General features: G+C 50.1%; 18 protein-coding genes and 1 riboswitch. Of the genes, 17 read left to right on the top strand and 1 reads right to left on the bottom strand.

The features are described 5' to 3' along the window. The first annotated feature begins 2 nt into the window (after positions 1-2). The 4 genes from modA to B9D94_RS05865 all read left to right on the top strand — a co-directional run bounded on the left by modA (position 3) and on the right by B9D94_RS05865 (position 3,712). Positions 3-842, top strand: a complete 840-nt coding sequence (modA, locus tag B9D94_RS05850) for a molybdate ABC transporter substrate-binding protein (protein WP_006212213.1) — start codon at positions 3-5, stop codon at positions 840-842. Then, complete coding sequence (modB, locus tag B9D94_RS05855) at positions 839-1,522, top strand: molybdate ABC transporter permease subunit (RefSeq protein ID WP_006212212.1); 684 nt, start codon at positions 839-841, stop codon at positions 1,520-1,522. Before modA ends, modB begins: the two co-directional genes overlap by 4 nt. A gap of 94 nt (positions 1,523-1,616) precedes the next feature. Beyond that, the gene (locus tag B9D94_RS05860; RefSeq protein ID WP_148246605.1) at positions 1,617-2,498 is read left to right on the top strand and encodes an ROK family protein; all 882 of its coding nucleotides are present in this window, start codon (positions 1,617-1,619) and stop codon (positions 2,496-2,498) included. Positions 2,499-2,698: 200 nt separating this feature from the next. Continuing rightward, positions 2,699-3,712, top strand: coding sequence for an HRDC domain-containing protein (locus B9D94_RS05865; RefSeq protein WP_006212211.1), 1,014 nt, complete (start codon positions 2,699-2,701; stop codon positions 3,710-3,712). Positions 3,713-3,785: 73 nt separating this feature from the next. On the opposite strand, the gene corA is transcribed toward B9D94_RS05865, so the two are convergent. Further along, positions 3,786-4,721 carry a magnesium/cobalt transporter CorA gene (corA, locus tag B9D94_RS05870; RefSeq protein ID WP_006212209.1) on the bottom strand — a complete coding sequence of 312 codons (936 nt, stop codon included), beginning with the start codon at positions 4,719-4,721 and terminating at the stop codon, positions 3,786-3,788. Positions 4,722-5,163: 442 nt separating this feature from the next. Beyond that, a riboswitch (SAM riboswitch) is annotated at positions 5,164-5,292 on the top strand. 132 nt (positions 5,293-5,424) lie between these two features. On the opposite strand from corA, the gene metA reads away from it, so the two are divergent. The 13 genes from metA (at position 5,425) to B9D94_RS05935 (ending at position 20,521) form a co-directional block, all read left to right on the top strand. After that, positions 5,425-6,342 (top strand): homoserine O-acetyltransferase MetA, encoded by a 918-nt coding sequence (gene metA / locus B9D94_RS05875; RefSeq protein ID WP_006212207.1) that lies wholly within the window; start codon positions 5,425-5,427, stop codon positions 6,340-6,342. 24 nt (positions 6,343-6,366) lie between these two features. Then, positions 6,367-7,551 carry a PLP-dependent transferase gene (locus B9D94_RS05880; protein ID WP_148248730.1) on the top strand — a complete coding sequence of 395 codons (1,185 nt, stop codon included), beginning with the start codon at positions 6,367-6,369 and terminating at the stop codon, positions 7,549-7,551. Beyond that, positions 7,548-8,789: an aminotransferase class I/II-fold pyridoxal phosphate-dependent enzyme gene (locus B9D94_RS05885; RefSeq protein ID WP_253806110.1), complete on the top strand. Its 1,242-nt coding sequence runs from the start codon at positions 7,548-7,550 to the stop codon at positions 8,787-8,789. Before B9D94_RS05880 ends, B9D94_RS05885 begins: the two co-directional genes overlap by 4 nt. A gap of 152 nt (positions 8,790-8,941) precedes the next feature. Further along, on the top strand, positions 8,942-10,075 hold the full coding sequence (mqnC, locus tag B9D94_RS05890; protein WP_148246606.1) for a cyclic dehypoxanthinyl futalosine synthase: 1,134 nt from the start codon (positions 8,942-8,944) through the stop codon (positions 10,073-10,075). Between the two features lie 173 nt (positions 10,076-10,248). Next, entirely contained in the window at positions 10,249-11,154 is a 906-nt protein-coding gene (locus B9D94_RS05895) for a putative sporulation protein YtxC (RefSeq protein ID WP_148246607.1), read from the top strand. A gap of 462 nt (positions 11,155-11,616) precedes the next feature. Further along, positions 11,617-13,554 (top strand): threonine--tRNA ligase, encoded by a 1,938-nt coding sequence (gene thrS / locus B9D94_RS05900; RefSeq protein WP_006212202.1) that lies wholly within the window; start codon positions 11,617-11,619, stop codon positions 13,552-13,554. Between the two features lie 93 nt (positions 13,555-13,647). After that, positions 13,648-14,391 carry a 3D domain-containing protein gene (locus B9D94_RS05905; protein WP_006212201.1) on the top strand — a complete coding sequence of 248 codons (744 nt, stop codon included), beginning with the start codon at positions 13,648-13,650 and terminating at the stop codon, positions 14,389-14,391. 131 nt (positions 14,392-14,522) lie between these two features. Continuing rightward, positions 14,523-14,816 (top strand): hypothetical protein, encoded by a 294-nt coding sequence (locus B9D94_RS05910; RefSeq protein ID WP_006212200.1) that lies wholly within the window; start codon positions 14,523-14,525, stop codon positions 14,814-14,816. A 198-nt stretch (positions 14,817-15,014) separates the two neighbouring features. Continuing rightward, a complete protein-coding gene (gene liaF / locus B9D94_RS05915) occupies positions 15,015-16,121 on the top strand; it encodes a cell wall-active antibiotics response protein LiaF (protein WP_148246608.1) in 1,107 nt (368 codons plus the stop codon). Between the two features lie 5 nt (positions 16,122-16,126). Further along, a complete protein-coding gene (locus tag B9D94_RS05920) occupies positions 16,127-17,221 on the top strand; it encodes a sensor histidine kinase (protein WP_148246609.1) in 1,095 nt (364 codons plus the stop codon). A gap of 18 nt (positions 17,222-17,239) precedes the next feature. After that, a complete protein-coding gene (locus tag B9D94_RS05925) occupies positions 17,240-17,893 on the top strand; it encodes a response regulator (RefSeq protein WP_006212197.1) in 654 nt (217 codons plus the stop codon). Positions 17,894-18,045: 152 nt separating this feature from the next. Beyond that, on the top strand, positions 18,046-19,704 hold the full coding sequence (locus tag B9D94_RS05930) for a S1C family serine protease (RefSeq protein WP_148246610.1): 1,659 nt from the start codon (positions 18,046-18,048) through the stop codon (positions 19,702-19,704). 130 nt (positions 19,705-19,834) lie between these two features. Continuing rightward, a complete protein-coding gene (locus B9D94_RS05935; RefSeq protein ID WP_076151530.1) occupies positions 19,835-20,521 on the top strand; it encodes a response regulator transcription factor in 687 nt (228 codons plus the stop codon).

Genomic DNA, 20,521 nt, shown 5'->3' on the forward strand with positions numbered 1-20,521 from the left:
CCATGAGCGGTAGAACCATAATCGGAGGAAAAGCATGCATAACCTGGGTTCTGCTCGGGGTCATGCTCTTCTTGTCGGCATGCAGCTCGAGTCAGACTCCTTCCAAGGAAGCATCTCCAGAGCCCACAGGGGATGAGAAGAAGGTCGAGGTCATCATCTCTGCAGCAGCAAGTCTCAAAGCTAGCTTGGAAGAGGCAGGACAACGGTTTGAAGCAGAGCATCCGAATGTTACACTGCGTTACAATTTTGGCGGTTCCGGCGCTCTGGGTCAGCAAATGGAGCAGGGGGCGCCTGTCGATTTATTCGTATCCGCAGCGGCAGAGCCCATGGAGCGATTGGTTGAGAAGGGAATTGTGAAATCCGAAGCTGTTCAGTTGATGTTTCGGAATTCGCTTGTACTGGTAGTCCCTGCGGGTAATAAAAACATCAAGCAGCTAACGGATCTGCTCAAACCGGACATTCGTGTTCTGGCTATTGGACAGCCGGACACGGTACCAGCCGGCGAATACGCCAAGGAGACTCTCCAGCATGAAGGTTTATGGGAGGATCTTGAGTCCAAGGCCGTATATGCCAAGGACGTTACAGCGGTGCTGGCTTATGTGGAGTCGGGGAATGCGGATGCCGGTTTTGTATACAAAACCGATCTGAAGAATTCCGCCAAGGCCGTGCTGGCGCTTGAGGTGGATCCGGACATGCACCAACCAATCGAGTATCCGGGGGCGGTTCTAACAGATGCCAAGCATCCGCAGGAGGCCAAAGAGCTCCTAGAATTTATGAAAACTCCCGAGGTTAGGGAGATCTTCACAACGGCTGGATTCGAGGTTGTGGGGGAGTCGCCGTGACCGAAGCGGAAGTGTTCTGGATGCCGGTATGGCTGTCGATAAAAACCTCACTGCTGTCCAGCATCATTGCATTTATACTGGGATCAACGGCAGCACGCTGGATGGCCCGGCGCTCGTTTGTTGGCAAGACAGCGGTGGAAACGGTACTGATGCTTCCGCTTGTGCTCCCACCCACGGTGGTTGGCTTTCTTTTGCTGGTCTTATTGGGGAGAAATAGCTGGATCGGTGCCGCCGCAGAGTGGCTTTTTGCCAAGCCCATTATTTTTAGCTGGGGGGCTGCGGTGATTGCGGCCATTGTGGTTTCATTTCCGCTTGTATATCAGAGCATGCGGGTTGGCTTCGAATCCGTGGATCCGGAGCTTGAGGATTCTGCGCGCTCGGCTGGAGCCGGGGAATGGCAGGTACTTCGCTGGATTACGCTGCCGCTCGTCCGCAGGGCGGCGATTTCAGCGTTCATTCTTGCTTTTGCCAGGGGATTAGGCGAATTTGGCGCAACCTGGATGGTTGCTGGCAATATTCCGGGCGTTACGCAAACGCTGCCCACGGCGATCTACGTGGCGGTAAGCAATGGCGAGAGTCAGCTTGCCTGGGCGTGGACGGCCGTCATCATTTTGTTCTCCTGGCTCTTGCTCGCGGCTTCGGGAATAGGCAGAAGCCGCGAAGGAAGCGGGCGGACTTGACGGGAGCACAATGTTTACATATGCTTCGAATAGAGCTAGTCAACAACTAAAAAGAGACAAGGCACAGCACATCGTGGAGAGGATGGAAGAATGCATGAGTTTACTTGGAGCAATTGAAGCAGGAGGAACCAAGTTCGTTTGCGGCGTGGGCACGGAGGATGGAACGGTAGTAGAGCGTGTGAGCTTTCCGACAACAACCCCTGAAGAAACCATGGCAAACGTCTTTAACTTTTTTGCTGACAAGGATATAGAGGCGATTGGAGTCGGTTCATTCGGACCGATTGACCCGGTGAAGGGCAGCCCGACCTATGGCTGCATTACGACAACACCGAAGCCGCATTGGAGCAATTACAATATCGTGAAGGCGTTGAAGGAACGCTTTGATGTTCCTATAGGATTCGATACAGATGTAAACGGTGCAGCTCTCGGTGAGTATACCTGGGGAGCGGCTCAGGGACTGGACAGCTGTCTTTATATTACGATTGGTACTGGAGTAGGGGCAGGCGCAGTGGTTTCAGGCGAACTGATCCATGGTCTGTCACATCCGGAGATGGGACATATTTATGTGCGCCGCCACCCGGAAGACCAGTATGAAGGAACTTGCCCTTACCATGCAGACTGTTTGGAGGGTCTTGCAGCTGGTCCATCGCTCAGCAAACGCTGGGGAGTTCCAGGGGTAGAATTGACACCGGATCATCCAGCCTGGGAGATGGAAGCCCATTATCTGGCTCAAGCGCTGATGAATTATGTGCTGATCTTGTCCCCGCAGCGAATCGTGATGGGCGGAGGCGTCATGAAGCAGGAGCAGCTGCTCCCGCTGATACGTACGAAGCTCCAGGAGCTGCTGGCGGGATATGTCCAGCATCCAAGCCTTCATGATGCCATTGATCAATTCATCGTACCGCCAATGCTGGGAGATAACGCAGGTCTTTGCGGTGCCTTGGCACTGGCCAAGCTGGCGGTGGATGAAGCGTAGAGCGTTCAAGCGTAACGCTTTATTTCTTGTAAACCATGAGTGAAAAAACCTGTTGGATTACGTTACAAAATATGGTATTATAGTTTCAACAGTATAATCGTTGGAACGGGAAGCACCTTTCTTGACGCTGCGGCGGAGGAGAGGTGCTTTTTTGCGTTGTCCTATCGTTGTGCTGAATGAGTAACGGGAGGCAGTGAGGGATGTTAATTGTGTTCATGAATCAAATGAGCGGAGCGGATGAGTCGGGTCATCTCCGTTCTGCTCAAGTATGGATCGGCGAGGATGAAGGAGTATGGCGGCTCGGTTGGCGGAATATAGAGCCGGACGGTGAGGTACTCGATGACGAATGGTATGAAGGGAACTCATGGAATGAGCTGTTATGTGTGTACCGACACCGATTGGCGATGAAGCTCGGGGAAGGATTTCGGCCGCTGATCGAGGGGATATTTCATGAACCGGGAGAGAGTGCCGGCAAGAATCTGGGCGTGCAGAAGCTGCAGTGTTACAGTGAGCTGTACGGCTCGGAGGAGCTGTATACAGAACTGTGCGCCTGGCGCAGAAGGAAGGCGGCATCCGGGAGAAAAGCACCTTACTTTATTGCTAGTAATCGGGTTTTGAGACTAATCAGTGCTTTTGTTCCCCAAACGGAGGAGGAGCTGCTGCAGCTTCCTGGAATCGGGGTTAGCAAGGCCTCGGAGCACGGAGTAGAATGGTTGGAAATGACGGCAAGAATCCAGCGCACAACAACGTTTCCGCTGAATTGGGTAGACGCGCAGCTGCAGGAAGAGGTGTTCTTATCCTGGCTGTACAAGCAGAAGGAACAGAAATATAAACAGGAGCTGGATCGCTTTCGCATTCGTCGTACCGTGCTGCTTGGCATAGCCGAGGGAGTGTCGCTAACCCAGCTGGAAGAGCGTACATCGTTATCAAGGCGGGATTTGGTCGAGGAATTGGAAGGGCTCGAGAAGGAGGGCTATGACACCGAGCAGCTGCTGCAAGTAGAATTGGATGAGATTACGGATTTGGAGCAGGAGACGGTATGGAAGGCGTTCGAGGAGCTGGGCGATACGTTTCTTAAGCCGGTATTGCAGCGCGTGTATGGACAATCTCCGAATGGTGATGAGGCTGGCGGAACGGAGCGGCTGTATGAGCGGCTTCGCCTGATGCGGATTCGCTTTCGCCGGGAAGAGCCCGGGAAGGCAAAAGTCGGCTAATAGGCATTAACGAAATCAGGACGGAATCTCCTATGAGCAAGGAGGTCCGTCCTGATTATATGAATCCTATATATCATATCCAGTCTTTTTTGCGGAACAAATAGAACATGAGAGCGCCGGCAAATACCATGATGCCGATAACAACATAATACGAATATTTCCAATGAAGTTCAGGCATATAGTCAAAGTTCATACCATAAATGCCCGTAATCAGCGTTAGTGGAATGAAGATGGTTGTAATGGCCGTGAACACACGCATAATTTCATTCGCCCGATTGGCGATACTGGATTGGTAAGCCTCGCGAAGGTTACCCATGAGATCCCGATAGGTCTCAAACGTTTCTGAAATTTTAACGGCATTCTCATAGATGTCACTGAAATATTTCTGCAGTTGGTCATCGATTAGCCGGAGATCCTTTTTGTTCAAGGTGTTGATAACTTCCTTCTGAGGTCCAAGGACTTTTTTTAGCCACAGGATTTCACTGCGCAGGCCGATGATTTCACTGAGATGAGATTTCTTGGTATGCATGAGGATGTCTTCCTCCAGCTTCTCGATCCGTGCTTCAATGCGGTCCCCGACAGAGAAATAATTGTCTGTGACGAGGTCGATCAACAGATAGAGGAAACGGTCAGGCGTGCTAACCTCATCCTCCCAAAGGAGCGGCTTCACCGAACGGAGTTCATGAATCTTCTGCTTGGTTACCGTAATAATAAAATGTCTGCCCAGGAAAACGTTTAATGCCCGAAGAAAAATTTCCTCGTCGTCAAACCGGATGCTGTTCACGACGATAAAATAATGGTTCTCATATATTTCGATTTTGGGACGCTGTTCCTCTTCACTGAGACAGTCCTCAACTGCAAGATCATGCAGGGAGAAGAGGGGCTGCAGCTCGGCTAAATCATCCACGTCTGCATCCAGCCAGTAGAAGCCGCTGGCCGGAGCTGTCAGCGTCATTTCGATGTCTTCAACAGGGGTAAATACACCCGAATCGACCAACCGGATTTTCATCTGATATCACTCCTTTGTCAATTACAAGCTGCTTGGTTAAGCAGTAAAGGCACAGGATATCAGCTAACCGGCGTACAGGCATAATCTAAGGAAGGGATGAATACGATAAAAGCGCATGAAAAATAACGCTGCCCCCTGCCGGTAAGCTGATCTTAATCCTATGCGGTTGTGCGTCTTGTGCATCCACTTTCTGGCTCGGGTCACCGTCCATCTTCCATGTCACCTCTTTCATACTCGGTTTCAAACAGCACTTGTCTAGTATAACGCCGGGTGTGGGACCTTTCAAGTTGAAATCCGGCGTATGCAAGACCCTAGTACAGGGTATGGGAGCCCACGGTGAAGTGTGACGGATTAAACGAAAAGGTTCTTGACGAACAATTGCGGATGATTTAAAGTAAATATCAATTACGAACCATGTTTGAAGACAATTGAATAAAGCGAAATCTTATCAAGAGCAGGTGGAGGGACTAGCCCTATGAAACCCGGCAACCGGCGGCAACATCGCACGGTGCTAATTCTTGCAGGAGATACGACGATTCTTATGAGCCGCGTATAGCCTGACAGATGAGAGAGGCGCATTGTGATACGTATATGATGACCTTTCTCTACTTGAGAAAGGTCATTCTTGCGTTTATACAGTCTAACGCTCTTTCTCACAGCTTAAATGGATGTATCATTTCACAATTTGAAGGAGTGAGCCCTTATGCCAATTAAAATTCCGGATGCCTTGCCGGCAAAGGAAGTTCTGGCTGGAGAAAACATTTTTGTAATGGATGAAAGCCATGCCTTTCACCAGGATATCCGCCCATTGCGGATAGCTATTCTGAATTTGATGCCTACCAAGGAAACCACGGAGACGCAATTGCTACGATTGATCGGTAACTCCCCTCTTCAGGTGGACGTTGTGCTTCTTCATCCCAGCTCCCACGTTTCGAAGAACACGTCGGCAGAGCATCTTGAATCCTTTTACAAAACCTTTGAGGAAGTGAAGAACCGCCGTTTTGACGGCATGATCATTACAGGAGCCCCGGTGGAGCAGTTGGAATTTGAAGAAGTAAATTACTGGAATGAGCTCACCGAGATTTTTGAATGGAGCAAGACGCATGTGACTTCCACGCTGCACATCTGCTGGGCGTCTCAGGCAGGGCTTTATTATCATTACGGTGTGCCCAAGTACAGCCTGGAGGAAAAATGCTTTGGCGTATTCCCTCATACGATTAATGAGGCGTGTACCAAGCTTCTTCGCGGCTTTGACGAATTGTTCTTTGTTCCGCACTCCCGTCATACGGAATTTCGGCGCGAGGACATTACAGGGATTGACGATCTGGTCATCCTGTCCGAGTCGGAGGAAGCAGGAATCTACTTGGTTTCAAGCCGGGACGGAAAACAGATTTTTGCCACAGGACATTCCGAGTATGATGCAGACTCTCTGAAGTGGGAATATGACCGCGATGCTGCCAAAGGATTGGACATTGCCCTGCCGCGCAATTATTACCCGAATGATGATCCAACCAGAACGCCTCCATCCATATGGCGTGCGCATGCAAATTTATTATTTACTAATTGGCTCAATTACTATGTATATCAAGAAACGCCATACGATATTGGTCCGCAAATATAGCAGCGTACAGGAGGAGAGTAAGTGATGGAGAAGAAACCATTAAGTATAGAGAGCCGGCTGGCACAGATCGGATCGGTGCAGGAGCCGGTGACAGGTGCAGTTACATTTCCGATATATCAAGCGACGGCCTACCGTCATCCGAAATTAGGGCAGAGCACGGGTTTTGATTATGCCCGCACGAAAAATCCCACCCGATCGGTATTGGAGGATGCCTGCGCAGAGCTGGAATCCGGTGATGCCGGATTTGCATGCAGCTCAGGCATGGCTGCGCTGCAGACAATATTTTCCCTTTTCGGTCAGGGGGATCATCTGATTGTTTCGCTGGATCTGTATGGAGGAACGTACCGGCTGTTAGAGCGGATTATGTCCAAGTTCGGCGTAACGGCGACCTATGTGGATACGAATGACATGGATGCACTGGAGCGGTCCAGGCAGTCAAACACGAAGGCTGTGTTTATCGAGACACCGACCAATCCGCTTATGATGATTACGGATATCAAAGCTGTCTGTACATGGGCAAGACATCATCAGCTCATCAGCATCGTGGATAATACACTGTTAACTCCATACTTCCAAAGACCGATTGAGCTTGGGGCAGATATCGTCATACATAGTGCCACCAAGTATTTGGGAGGACATAATGATGTGCTGGCCGGCATTATCGTAACGAAAGGCAAAGAGTTATCAGAGGAGATGGCTTTCCTGCACAACTCCATTGGCGCAGTATTAAGCCCGTCTGATTCCTATCAGCTGATGAGGGGAATGAAGACACTTGCGCTTCGGATGGAGCGGCATGAAAGTAATGCAACTGCGCTTGCTACATTCTTGACCACACACCCTGCGATTGGCGAAGTGTTTTATCCTGCACTGCCGGATCATCCGGGGCATGACATACAGAATCGTCAATCCAGCGGCAACACGGGCATCTTCTCGTTTAAGGTGAAAGACGCCCGCTATGTAGAGCCTGTACTAAGACATATTACACTGATTGCGTTTGCCGAAAGTCTGGGCGGTGTGGAATCGTTGATGACGTACCCGGCCGTCCAGACTCATGCGGATATCCCGATTGAGATTCGCGAGGCTATCGGTGTAGATGACCGTTTGCTGAGGTTCTCGGTTGGCATTGAGCATGCGGAGGATTTGATCGCTGATCTGGATGCTGCCCTGAACACAGCCATGGCTGAAGTGGAAGGGAGCACCGGAGAATGAGTATCGATAAAGGTCCATCAGGATTGGAGTCACAAGTCAACGGCAACAGCGTGCCGGGAAAAAAAGGTCGCGAAGGCGATGAACTCCGATTTGAAACCAAATTGCTTCATTTCGGCGGAGAGATCGACCGGGCAACCGGTGCATCGAGTGTTCCGATATATCAAGCCTCCACGTTTCACCATGAGGATATTTTCAACCCGCCGCTGCATGATTACAGCCGTTCCGGCAATCCGACGAGACAGGCTTTGGAGGATTATATCGCCCTCCTGGAGGGAGGCGCGCGCGGCTTTGCCTACGCTTCCGGCATGGCGGCGATTTCCAGCTCATTCATGCTGTTATCTGCCGGCGATCATATGATTGTAACGGAGGATGTCTATGGCGGAACCTACCGCCTGCTGACCAGCATTCTGAGCCGTATGGGCATCGAGAGCACTTTTGTTGACATGACGGATTTGGATCAGGTGAAGGCGGCGCTCAAACCGAACACAAAAGCTGTGTATATGGAAACACCTTCGAACCCGACGCTGAAGATTACCGACATCGGTGCAGTGACGGATTGGGCGAAGGAGCATGGTCTGCTCACCCTGCTGGATAATACGTTCATGACTCCGTTTTACCAGCGTCCGATCGAGTTTGGCGTGGATATTGTCATCCACAGTGCCACCAAATTCCTTGGCGGGCACAGTGATGTGCTGGCAGGTCTCGCTGTTGCGAGAACACAGGAATTGGGAGACCAATTGAAGCAGCTGCAAAATGGTCTGGGCACCGTGCTTGGCGTTCAGGATTCCTGGCTGCTGATGCGAGGAATGAAAACCCTCAGCACGCGCATGGCTCATTCGGAGCAAAGTGCAGCCAAGCTGGCAGCCTGGCTGCAAGGCAGAAGCGACATTAAGCAAGTGTATTATCCCGGCCTGCTGAGCCATCCTGGTCGGGAAGTGCACGAGAAGCAGTCCAGCGGTTATGGCGCGGTGATCTCCTTCGATGTCGGCTCGGGCGAGCGGGCGAAGGAGGTGCTGAACCATGTGAAGCTGCCGCTTGTAGCGGTGAGTCTGGGTGCTGTGGAGAGCATCCTGTCGTACCCGACGATGATGTCCCATGCGGCCATGGGCGAGAAGGTTCGGCATGAACGCGGCATTACGGATGGTCTACTTCGTTTCTCGGTCGGACTTGAGGATGTGGATGACCTGATCGCTGATCTGGATCGTGGTTTTGCCGCCAGTCATGAAGTTCCAAGATGAAGTGATGAACTGAATATACGCTCTGCCAAATCATAGAATTCGGCATCCTGTCACGGACGGGATGTCGTTTTTGCTGGCGGAATGTGGTAGGATGGGATAGATGAAGTTTTACTGGTGCTTTGTAATTTTGTTCTAATAGGGAGGCTGCAAGAATGAGTGCGGTAAACCGTATTTTGGATAAAGCTTTACGCGGTGATCGTTTAGATCTGGAAGATACTGTTACGCTGTTTGAGAGTGATGAGATTGAGAAGATTGGACATGCGGCGAATGTTATGACAAAGCGTCTGCATCCCGATCCCATCACAACATTTGTTATTGGCCGGAATATTAACTACACGAACATTTGTGATGTATTCTGCCGTTTTTGTGCTTTTTACCGCAGACCCGGCTCTTCAGAGGGGTATGTTCTGCCCGATGAGACCATCTTCCAGAAGATTCAGGAAACCGAGGACGTGAACGGTACTGAAATTCTGATGCAAGGCGGAGTTAACCCGGATTTGCCTTTCACTTATTATACGGATCTGCTCCGCAACATTAAGAAGCGGTTTCCTAACATTACGATGCATTCCTTCTCGCCTGCGGAAATCATGAAGATGGTTGAGATCTCCGGGCTGACGCTGGAAGAGGTTATGCGTGAGCTTCATGCGGCTGGTCTCGACTCCTTGCCTGGCGGCGGTGCAGAAATTCTGGATGATCGTATCCGCAAAAAAGTCAGCCGTCTGAAAGGCACATGGCGCCAATGGATGGATGTTATGCAAACGGCTCATAAAGTCGGCATGAATACAACGGCTACGATGGTTATCGGTCTTGGCGAATCGATGGAAGAGCGTGCGCTGCATATGCTTCGTGTACGTGATGCGCAGGATGAATGCATTCAGAACGGTTACGATTCCAAGGGCTTCCTGGCCTTCATTCCGTTTACCTTCCAACCGGACAATACGAACCTTAAGCGTGAACGTGAAACACCGGAAGCGTATTTGAAGACAGTAGCGATCGGTCGTCTGGCCATCGACAACGTACCGAATTTGCAATCGTCCTGGGTAACGATGGGTCCTGAGGTTGGTAAGCTGTCCCTTACTTATGGCTGTAATGACTTTGGCAGCACGATGATGGAGGAGAACGTCGTATCTTCCGCAGGTGCCGTATACAAGGTCAATATTGAATCCATTATTCAATTGATCCGCGAGACCGGAAATATCCCGGCTCAGCGCAACACCCGCTATGATATTCTTCGTGTTTTTGAAGATAACAGCACCGTTGAGCGCGACTTTGTTATGCAGAACTAATCTTATACTTTCTGATTTGTTTAGGGTGGGCCGAAGGATTTCGGCTCGCCTTTTTATTATGCAGACCATTTATTAGATATTCTCCGGACTTGCTTGTTTTTCCAAGCGAGAGTTCCGTATATCCCCGAGCGGGTCCCCATATACTGAAAAGGGAACTCGAAAGGAGTGATTCCATGGAACTGTTCAGCATTTCTGTCGGTACAAGGACGGAAGACGAGAAAAAGACGTTTCACCGTATATTGTCAGACAAGCAGAAAGAGCTACATAAACAATGCAAGCAGCTGAAATTCGCATTCACCGCTTCGAATGACCGCGTTATTTGGACGTGCTCCGGCAAACTTCCGCTATCCTCATGGACCGTATCTGCCGACACGCTGCGGCGGCTCACTTCCGAAGCAGTCACTGCTTATATTATGGAAGAGAAGGAGCAGGAGATTGCTGCACGGTTGATGTTCTCGGAATTCGAGTTTGATGACGAGGAAGAAGCAGGGCGGATTCTGCAGTGGTTCCTCATGCTGCTGCAGAAGGAAGAGGGCCCGTCGGGGGACTTCTGGCAGAGCCGCAGGCGCAGGCTGTCTGAGGGCATCTATCAATGCCTTAACGAGTCACCGGAGCTTAATCTGGATGGGTTCATGACCTTCCGTCTTCAGTCCTATGAACAGGAGCTCCGCGAGATGGCGGAGTATGCAGTGGATGAATTTATGCTGGATCAGCAGTACGAGGAATTTGTGAGCCTGCTGAAATATTTTGTCTATTTCCAAGAGCCGAAAATGCCGCTGGTCCATGTGATTCATAAAGGGGATGAAGATTTTCTGCTGCTGGACGGCAATCTTCGGCCGATTGAGCGTCCTCGCGATGACGGACTTGTGATGGAGAGGCTTGATCAAGAGATGGAGATTGAGGATATGGTCGTCAGTACATTGATAGCCGTGTCACCGGCTCGAATGATTATCCACACGAGACAGCCGGAGCTTCCTGTCATTGTGACACTGGCCCATATTTTTGATAACCGTGCCGAAGTATGCTGCAGCTGTCCGGAATGCAGTGCACTTCTTGGAAGTGGTCGAATGATGACTTGACGTTTCGAAGCAGTCAGGATTATAATTACTGATAAATTCACGTAAAAGCTCTGACAAAGACATGAATCAATTCGGATTAGACCGCTCAGAGAGAGGAAACCTCGGCTGCAAATTTCCTCCGGTTCACCATTGGTTTACCCCTTTGTAGCTGTGTCGTCGAACCCGCACATCAAGATCAATGCGGATGAGTAGGCTTCACCGGTTCATGACCGTTACTTCATGCTGATGAAGGATCTTCTTGATGATGTACCAGGTACATCCATTGATGGAGAGATCGAATTAGGGTGGAACCACGGGTATAACACTCGTCCCTTCGCGGGACGGGTGTTTTTTGCATGTTCCGGCGTCTGACGGAGAGTGCACGGGTTTGTGAATCCGAGCGCTTGCTTGCGGAGGGAACTGGACTAACGCGTCCTTCATATATGGAAGAAACGTGAAAACCTTTTTTGGGAGGAATACAAGGTGGCTATTAACATTAAATTGCCTGACGGCTCTGTACGCGAGTATGAGGCAGGCAGCAGTATCGAAGATGTGGCTGCATCGATCAGCAGCGGGTTAAGAAAGAATGCAGTTGCGGGCAAACTGGACGGGATTGTCGTTGATTTATCAACGCCGCTGCAAGACGGAGCCTTGATTGAGATCGTTACGCAAGATACGCCCGAAGGGCTTGAAGTGATGCGTCACAGTACAGCGCACTTGCTGGCGCAAGCAACCAAGCGGTTGTATGGAGCAAAAGAAGTCAAGCTGGGCGTGGGTCCCGTCATTGAGGATGGCTTCTATTATGACATGGATCTGGAGGAGCCGTTGAATCCGGAGGATCTGCAAAAGATTGAGAAGGAAATGGAACGCATCATCGGCGAGAATCTTCCGATTGTCCGCAAGGAAGTAAGCCGTGCAGAAGCCCTGCGCGTATTCGGCGAGCTCGGGGATCCATACAAGCTGGAGCTTATTAATGCCTTGCCTGAGGATAGTGTCATTACAATTTATGAACAGGGCGAATTCTTTGACCTTTGCCGTGGACCGCATGTTCCTTCAACCGGCAAGATCAAAGTATTTAAATTGATGAATGTGGCGGGTGCATACTGGCGCGGTGACAGCAAGAATAAAATGCTCCAGCGCGTATACGGCACAGCGTTTGTAAAAAAAGCGCAGCTGGATGAGCATCTTCACCTGCTCGAGGAAGCCAAGAAGCGGGATCACAGAAAGCTTGGCAAGGAACTGCAAATGTTTACGTTCTCGCAGCTTGTTGGACAAGGCCTGCCGATCTGGCTGCCAAACGGTGCGAAATTGCGCCGTACCCTGGAGCGTTATATCGTTGACATGGAGGAGCGTCTTGGTTACCAGCACGTATACACGCCTGTTCTCGGAAACGTGGAACTGTACAAAACCTCGGGTCACTGGGAGCACTATCAGGAGGACATGTTCCCGAAAATGGAGATGGACAACGAAGAACTGGTCCTTCGCCCTATGAACTGTCCTCACCATATGATGGTGTATAAGAGCGATATGCACAGCTACCGGGATCTGCCGATCCGCATTGCCGAGCTTGGCATGCAGCATCGTTACGAGATGTCCGGGGCACTGACCGGCCTGCATCGCGTACGTGCGATGACGTTGAACGACTCGCATATCTTCTGTCGTCCGGATCAGATCAAGGAGGAATTTGCGAGAGTCATTCAACTGATCATGACGGTTTATAAAGACTTCGGCATTCATGATTACCGTTTCCGCTTGTCGTATCGGGATCCTCAGGATACCGAGAAGTATTTCCAAAACGATGAGATGTGGGAAATGTCCCAGCGCATGCTGCGTGAAGTTGTGGAAAGCCTCGACATGCCGTTCTATGAAGCGGAAGGTGAAGCGGCCTTCTATGGTCCGAAGCTGGACGTGCAGATTCGTACGGCACTGGGCAAGGAAGAAACGCTGTCCACCGTTCAACTCGACTTCCTGCTTCCGGAGCGCTTTGAACTGGAATACGTTGGGGACGACGGTCAAAAGCACCGTCCGGTTGTTATCCACCGCGGTATTCTGGGCACCATGGAACGCTTTACGGCATTTTTGCTCGAAAATTTTGCAGGCGCACTGCCGCTGTGGCTCTCGCCTGTACAGGTTAAGGTGATTCCGGTCTCCAACGCCTTTGAAGACTACGCCAAGGAAGTGGCGGAGAAGCTTCAATTCGCAGGCATCTCGGTAGAGCCGGATCTTCGCAATGAGAAGCTGGGCTACAAGATTCGCGAAGCACAGCTTGAGAAGATTCCTTACATGTTCATCGTAGGTGAGAATGAGAAAAATGCGGGTGCCGTTTCCGTTCGCAAACGCGGCGAAGGGGATATCGGCGCGCAGTCGCTGGACGATATCATCCTCAAGCTTCGTGAAGAAATCAACACCCATGTCGTTTAAGTTGAAGTAAGAAGAGCAGCATGCAAACCTCTGCCAAGATGTATATTCTATTTGAGAAGTGGGAACCCTCGCTAGTAAGGGGGAGGTACTCACATGATCCAATGGAAAACATGGCAGAGGTTTTTTGCTGGTTTTATTTTATCAGCAGTCTTGTTTAGTGCAGGTTCTTCAACAGTAGATGCCTACAACTTGATTCTAAGCGAATCCTTCGAATCAACAGACACCAGGAATGTTTATGAACCTTACGGGGAAATTCAAGGCTCCGATTACATCGAAATGTCTCGGTTCTATGCGCTCCGAGTAGCAGGGTTCAGTGATATCAATAGATACTTGGAAATTCCCGACACAGCCAAGAGAAGTGAGCCTGACAAGAAGCGTGGATCCGTTCCTGTGCTTGCACCGAAGGATGATCAGGTGCTGCACACCGTGAAGGTAACCGCTACCGGGTACACGGCCGGTTATGAATCCACCGGGAAGAAGCCGGGACATCCGCAGTATGGAATTACCTATTCCGGTGTGAAGGTTAAGCGGGATCGAAATACGCTGTCAACGATTGCCGCAGACCCGGATGTGTTTCCAATCGGGAGCATTCTCTATGTCCCAGGCTATGGGTATGGCATTGTAGCGGATATCGGGTCTGCCATCAAAGGCCAGAAAATCGACCTTTACTTCTCCACAACCAAGCAGGTGTTTAAAGAGTGGGGTAAAAAGGACGTCGAGGTGCAGGTCATTAAGACCGGCAGCGGCAAATGTACGGAAGAAATGCTGAAGACGCTAGATAATGCAATTGAGACCTATCACTTCCTGCCTTCATCGGTGCTTGAAGAAGCAATTTAAGGCTCTTTAAGCACGCGCTCAAGGAATAAAGATTTCGGAATAATGACTGCTTGTTCTTCGCATACTACTTTTCGGGGGCAAAACCCCTGAAGAGGATGATGGTATTGCATAAGAACAGGGAGGTGAATACTGTGGCTAAGAAGAACAAGGTGCAAGAGAACTTTAAAACACCGAATGAAAAGTTTAACGCTGAGTTTGCTGAAGATACCAGCATAGCCAGCAACCCTAAAGGGAATTCCAAAGTTCAAGAGAACTTCAAAACACCGAATGAAAAGTTTAATGCTGAGTTTGCTGAAGATACCAGCATCGCCAGCAACCCAAAAGGAAATTCCAAAGTTCAAGAGAACTTCAAAAAACCGAACGAGAAGTTTGATGCTGAGTTTGGCGAACTGAACACACCAGGGGACCATTCTGCAAACCGTTAAGGTTTAGATGCCAGCGTCCGTTCGTGAAAAATAAGACCTCCGCTTTAGCGGAGGTCTTTTATTATGGTTAAATACCCATTTTTATCCACTCACTCGGTCTCAAGACGGAGATCACTTTCATTCCACCGCCGCTAACCGGTTCATTCCAATATGTTGTACACTGTAGTTAAATAAAAAAATGAATTGGAAGGCAAGGGGATGACCATGAGTAGAAAAGGATGGAGCCAGCTTAGCAGCGGATTGCTGCTCATTGGTATCGGCGTTCTGTTTCTTCTAAATCAGCTTGATCTTATAAATGTGGACCTTGGTTATATATTCTCGACCTTTTGGCCGGTGTTCCTTATCTGGTTCGGGCTGCAGAGTTTGATTTATGCCCGTGGAGGAGCCCTGTGGGGTGCTGTTGTACCCATCATTATCGGGACGTATTTTCTCGGAAGAAACCTGGATTTGGTTGATTTCTCATTTGGCGATCTTATCAAGTATGCGATTCCGATCATTTTGATTGGTTTTGGATTGCAGGTGATCTTTAAACCGAGACATCATACACCGCCACCTTCACCGCCAAGTCCGGATGATTTCAGTTCGCATCGCCGGGAGGACTATGATCTGCCTGAGCCGCCGGAAGCCCGGCCGCTCGATTCTTCCCTCGATGAAGAGTTCGAACGGAGATTCGGCAAGCCAGACAAGGCTGACAAGGCTGACAAGACTGACAAGACCCATTCGGATCCAGAGCCAGCCTTTATGCACGATCGTGAACGAGGTAAAGGATATCGATGGGATGGACAGCAGCATGAACGCCCGCGCCAAGAGCGTGAGGATCGCAGTCGCTTTAGGGTTCATGTTGATTTTGATAATGACGGCAGAAGCTACGGTGATGGCTCCGACAATACAGATCACCATCATGACCAATCCTGGAATGGTCATGATACGGTGAATAAGTCCTCTTTTATCGGGGATGTCCATATGGGTAAGGATTATTTTCAGCTGAAGCCAACGAATATTTCGCAGTTCATTGGAGATACGGTGCTTGATCTGACGAAGGCTCAGATTCCCTATGGGGAAACGAAGATCAATATCTCGGCTTTTATCGGGGATGTCAAGGTGTTTGTTCCGAATGATTCGGATATCGGCATCCATGTCACGACCAACTCTTTCATTGGCGATATGAAGGTGCTGGAGGAAAGCCGAAGCGGGTTTATGAGCAATGCCGGATTGGAAAGCCCGCATTACAGGGAAGCGGGTAAGAAGATTCGAATTATTGTTAGCGTGTTTATCGGTGATGTCAAAGTGAATAGGGTAGGATAACTGTTATGATGGGAATTTTAAAAAATACCAAATGGGTGATTTTGTTTTACTTTTTGCTGATTGGAGCCGGGGTTGCTGTTTTCCTGTATACAGCGAACCAATCCGGCTACATACATATTGAAGATAACCGGCTGTGGGTGTATTACACGGTCGGTGTCCTTCTGTTTACGGGGATTGCGGGATACATTGCAGGACAGCGCATTCAGCGCCCGCTGGATTTGCTTCATCTGAACATGCTGCAGGTTGCCAAGGGAAATCTGAATGTGCGGCTGCCGGCCATGGAAGACGGTTCTTTTGCCAGAGTGTATGATGAATTCAATGGAATGACGGAAGCGCTGGAGAAAAAAATGAAGCTCCTGCAGCGCCTGGGCGAGCAGGATGTCATTGAGAAGGAAATCGCTGCGGAAGCGGCGGTCCTTGAAGAACGGCGCCGAATGGCAAGGGATTTGCATGATACGGTTAGCCAGCAGCTGTTCGCGATTCATATGTCGGCCTCATCCCTTCCGGCGGTTCTCAAGCGAAATCCGGAACAGGGCGATAAGGTGCTGGGGCAGTTAATCGAGATGTCTCATGTTGCACAGAAACAGATGCGGGCACTGATTGCACAGCTTCGTCCCGTGGAATTGGAAGGCAGAACCCTGGAGGAGGCACTCGAACGGTGGTTTCCGGATTACTGCCGCCAAAATGGCCTGAAGGGCATGAAGGATGTTGAAATTTACGGAGGGGTATCGGATGCGATTGAGCATCAGCTGTTCCTGATCATTCAGGAAGCGGTTGCCAACATCGTGAAGCATGCGGGTGCAAGTCTTGTCAGCATGTCCCTCCGGGAGGACCAGAAACGTGTCATTTTAAGCATCAGCGACGACGGTGTTGGATTTGACGAGGTTGCAGGCAAGCAGGGCTCATACGGGCTGTCTACCATGCGTGAGCGCGCCGAGAAGCTCGGCGGGCAGGTGGATATCATAAGCAAGAAGGGGGCAGGCACGACGGTTCGCGTGAATATTCCGCTTTTTGAAGCAGAGGGGAAACAGGGATCGACCACGGAAGAGAGCAAGGAAGATCGAGAAGAGCTGGAAGAACTGGCTGAGCCAGTGGAATAGAGAGGGGACAACATCATTATGGGTACGATTCGGATACTGCTGGCTGATGATCATGATATGGTTCGCATGGGGTTGAAAACGTATTTGTCGCTGGACCCGGGATTTGAAGTCATCGGTGAGGCAGCGAATGGGCAAGAGGTTGTCGATATGTTGCGGAATGGAGATGAGGCATCGAGGCCTGATCTCATTCTTATGGATTTAATGATGCCGGTTATGAACGGGGCCGAGACTACACGTGCCGTCATGTCCGAATTCCCTGATCAGAAGATTGTCATTCTGACAAGCTTCCTTGAGGACGAACTTGTGGTGGAGTGCATTGAAGCGGGTGCTGTCAGTTATGTGCTGAAGACCGTATCGGCCGATGAGCTTATATACGCTCTCCAGGGGGCATTCAGAGGCATGCCGGTGATGACTAAAGACGTATCGGAAGCGCTGACTCGGGGGATTCGCCGACATATGGTGAACGGGGATGAATCCGGACTCACCGAGCGTGAGAAAGAGGTTCTGCTGCTGATTGCCGAGGGGAGAAGCAACAAGGAAATCGGGGAAGAGCTGCATATCAGCATTAAGACCGTGAAGACGCATGTCAGCAATCTGTTGATGAAGTGTGAGCTGGATGATCGCACGCAATTGGCGATTTATGCCCACCGGAAGGGCTGGGTCAAAATGTAGCGAACAACTCATATTCCGGGATGTAGCCCAGCTTTCTTTTTATCTGCCTTTTAATTGTTTTTAAGGTACTATTAAGGTTTATAGTACACAATAAGAACAGTTAATCAATTAAACCACTTGGAAGCAAGTGATTTTAAATAGGAGGTAGACCTATGGACGATCAAAGAAAGCGTTACGGGTACCCGGATGATGAGGCAAACAACAACGAGTCGAATAACAATGAATTACCGAGACGTGAAAATGAATCTTCTTCTGAGAATTCTTCTTCTTACTACTATTCATACGGACCGTTTCAGTCCATACCCAGTGAGCGTGATGACGAGCAGACAGATCACCCATACCGCAGCAGAGAATCGCAGGAAGTGGAGGTTACCGCTCCTCAGCCTGTTAAACCGATACCATCTTCGAGCTTCTCGCATTCCTCCGGAAGCCAGGGCGGAGGAGGTGGCGGCGGACCTGTGGATTCCATGACAAGAAATAAAGACTGGAATTATAATCAGAAGCCTAAAACTTCAGTGAAGACCGTGCTCCTGTCCTTCCTGGCAGGCGTTCTCGTCATCTCAAGTTTGATGTTCGCCGCAGATCGTACGAATTTATTTACTCCGGATGCAGCGTTCTCATCTGAGCCAGCCCAAGAAACTTCGGCTAACGTGAGTGATAACGGCGGAGCAACAACGGCATCGGCGATAATTCCTTCGGGTCAGGGGGATGTATCCGCGGTTGTGGATCAGGCAAGTCCGGCTGTCGTGCTGATTGAGACACTGGTTAACAGCAATAATAGACAAAGCACGAATCCGAACATGAATGATCCGTTCTGGTACTTCTTTGGTGGCGGCCAATCGAGCCAGGAAGGAAACGGCGGGAATAGCGGTAATGGTGGAAACAGTGGAAATGGCAGCAACGGAGGACAGGAATCCCAGCTCCAGCCTTCAGGGATTGGCTCGGGTTTCATCTTTGACAAGTCCGGATATATTTTGACCAATGAGCATGTTATCCATGGTGCCGATGTGATACAGGTCACGGTACAAGGCACTAAAAAGCCTTATGAAGCGAAACTGCTCGGTTCCAGTTATGAGCTGGATTTGGCCGTTCTGAAAATCGAAGGGGCCGATTTTCCGTCGGTGGAGCTAGGTGACTCCAATTCGCTGAAGGTCGGTGAATGGCTTGTGGCCATCGGAAACCCGCATGGTTTTGAGCATACGGTAACCGCAGGCGTACTTAGCTCGAAGGAACGCGAGATCGATATTCAAGGCACGAACGGCGAAAGTGAGCGGAATTACGAGCATCTTCTGCAAACCGATGCCTCGATTAATCCGGGTAACTCAGGCGGACCGCTTCTTAACCTGAAAGGTGAAGTCATCGGGATGAACGTAGCGGTCAGCGCGGAAGCGCAAGGGATCGGGTTCGCGATTCCGTCCAACACGATTAAGGAAGTTGTGGAATACCTGAAGAATAATGAGGAAGTTCCGAAAGATCCGGTTCCGTTTATCGGGGCAAGTTTGGGAACAGTCACTCCACAAATTTCCCAGTCCCTGGGTACCGACGTGACGGAAGGCTCTTATGTTGACAGCGTTGTGTTCCGTTCGCCGGCATATGAAGCAGATTTGCGTCAATATGACATCATCGTTGGTGTGGATGGAACGAAATATCCGACTTCGCAAGATCTGATTGAATTCATTCAATCAAAGAAGGTTGGGGACAAAATTACGCTGAACGTTGTTCGTAACGGCAAGAACATGGAACTGCCGCTGACGATCGGTGATAAGAACGAGTTCGATCTTTCCCAGCAGCAACAGGAGCAACAACCGTAACCCCGGATAGGTGTAAACAACAAGCGGAAGGGATCGTTCCCTTCCGCTTGTCTTGTCCTTGAGACGACCGATATAATGGGATTGTAACGTCGTACTAAATATAACGCTAGAAGATAGAGGAGATGCCGCTATGCGATCCCGGATATTAATTGTAGATGATGATGAGAAGATTATTTCCATGCTGCGCAGAGGACTTGCGTTTGAGGGCTACGATGTCCTGACCGCATCCAACGGAGCAGAAGGATTGAAAGTGATATTGAGTGAGGAGCCGGATGTTGTCGTTCTGGATGTGATGATGCCTCAAGTGGATGGATTTGAAGCGTTGCGTAGACTCCGGGAAGGCGGAAGCACGATACCGGTGCTGATGCTGACGGCGAAGGACGAAGTGGAGAACCGGGTGAAGGGACTCGATACCGGAGCCGATGATTATCTGGTTAAGCCGTTTGCGCTGGAAGAGCTTCTTGCCCGCGTAAGGGCGCTGCTGCGCCGTAAAACCGGCGACGATTCGTCTAACCACCGGCTGACCTACGAGGATCTCATAATGGATACGGATGCGAGGGAAGTCATTCGCAGCGGTCAGAGACTGGAGCTGACGGCGAAGGAGTTTGAGCTGCTGCATCTGTTTATGCAAAATCCGAAGCGGGTCCTGTCGCGCGATTTGATTATGGATAAAATATGGGGCTATGACTACAGCGGAGAGTCCAATGTGCTGGAGGTTTATATCGCCATGCTCCGGCAGAAGACCGAGGAACATGGAGGTAAACGGCTGATCCAGACGATCCGTGGAGCCGGCTATATTTTAAGAGGAGATAACTAG

This window comes from Paenibacillus sp. Cedars (assembly GCF_003184205.1).
Classification (GTDB): domain Bacteria; phylum Bacillota; class Bacilli; order Paenibacillales; family Paenibacillaceae; genus Paenibacillus_AQ; species Paenibacillus_AQ glucanolyticus.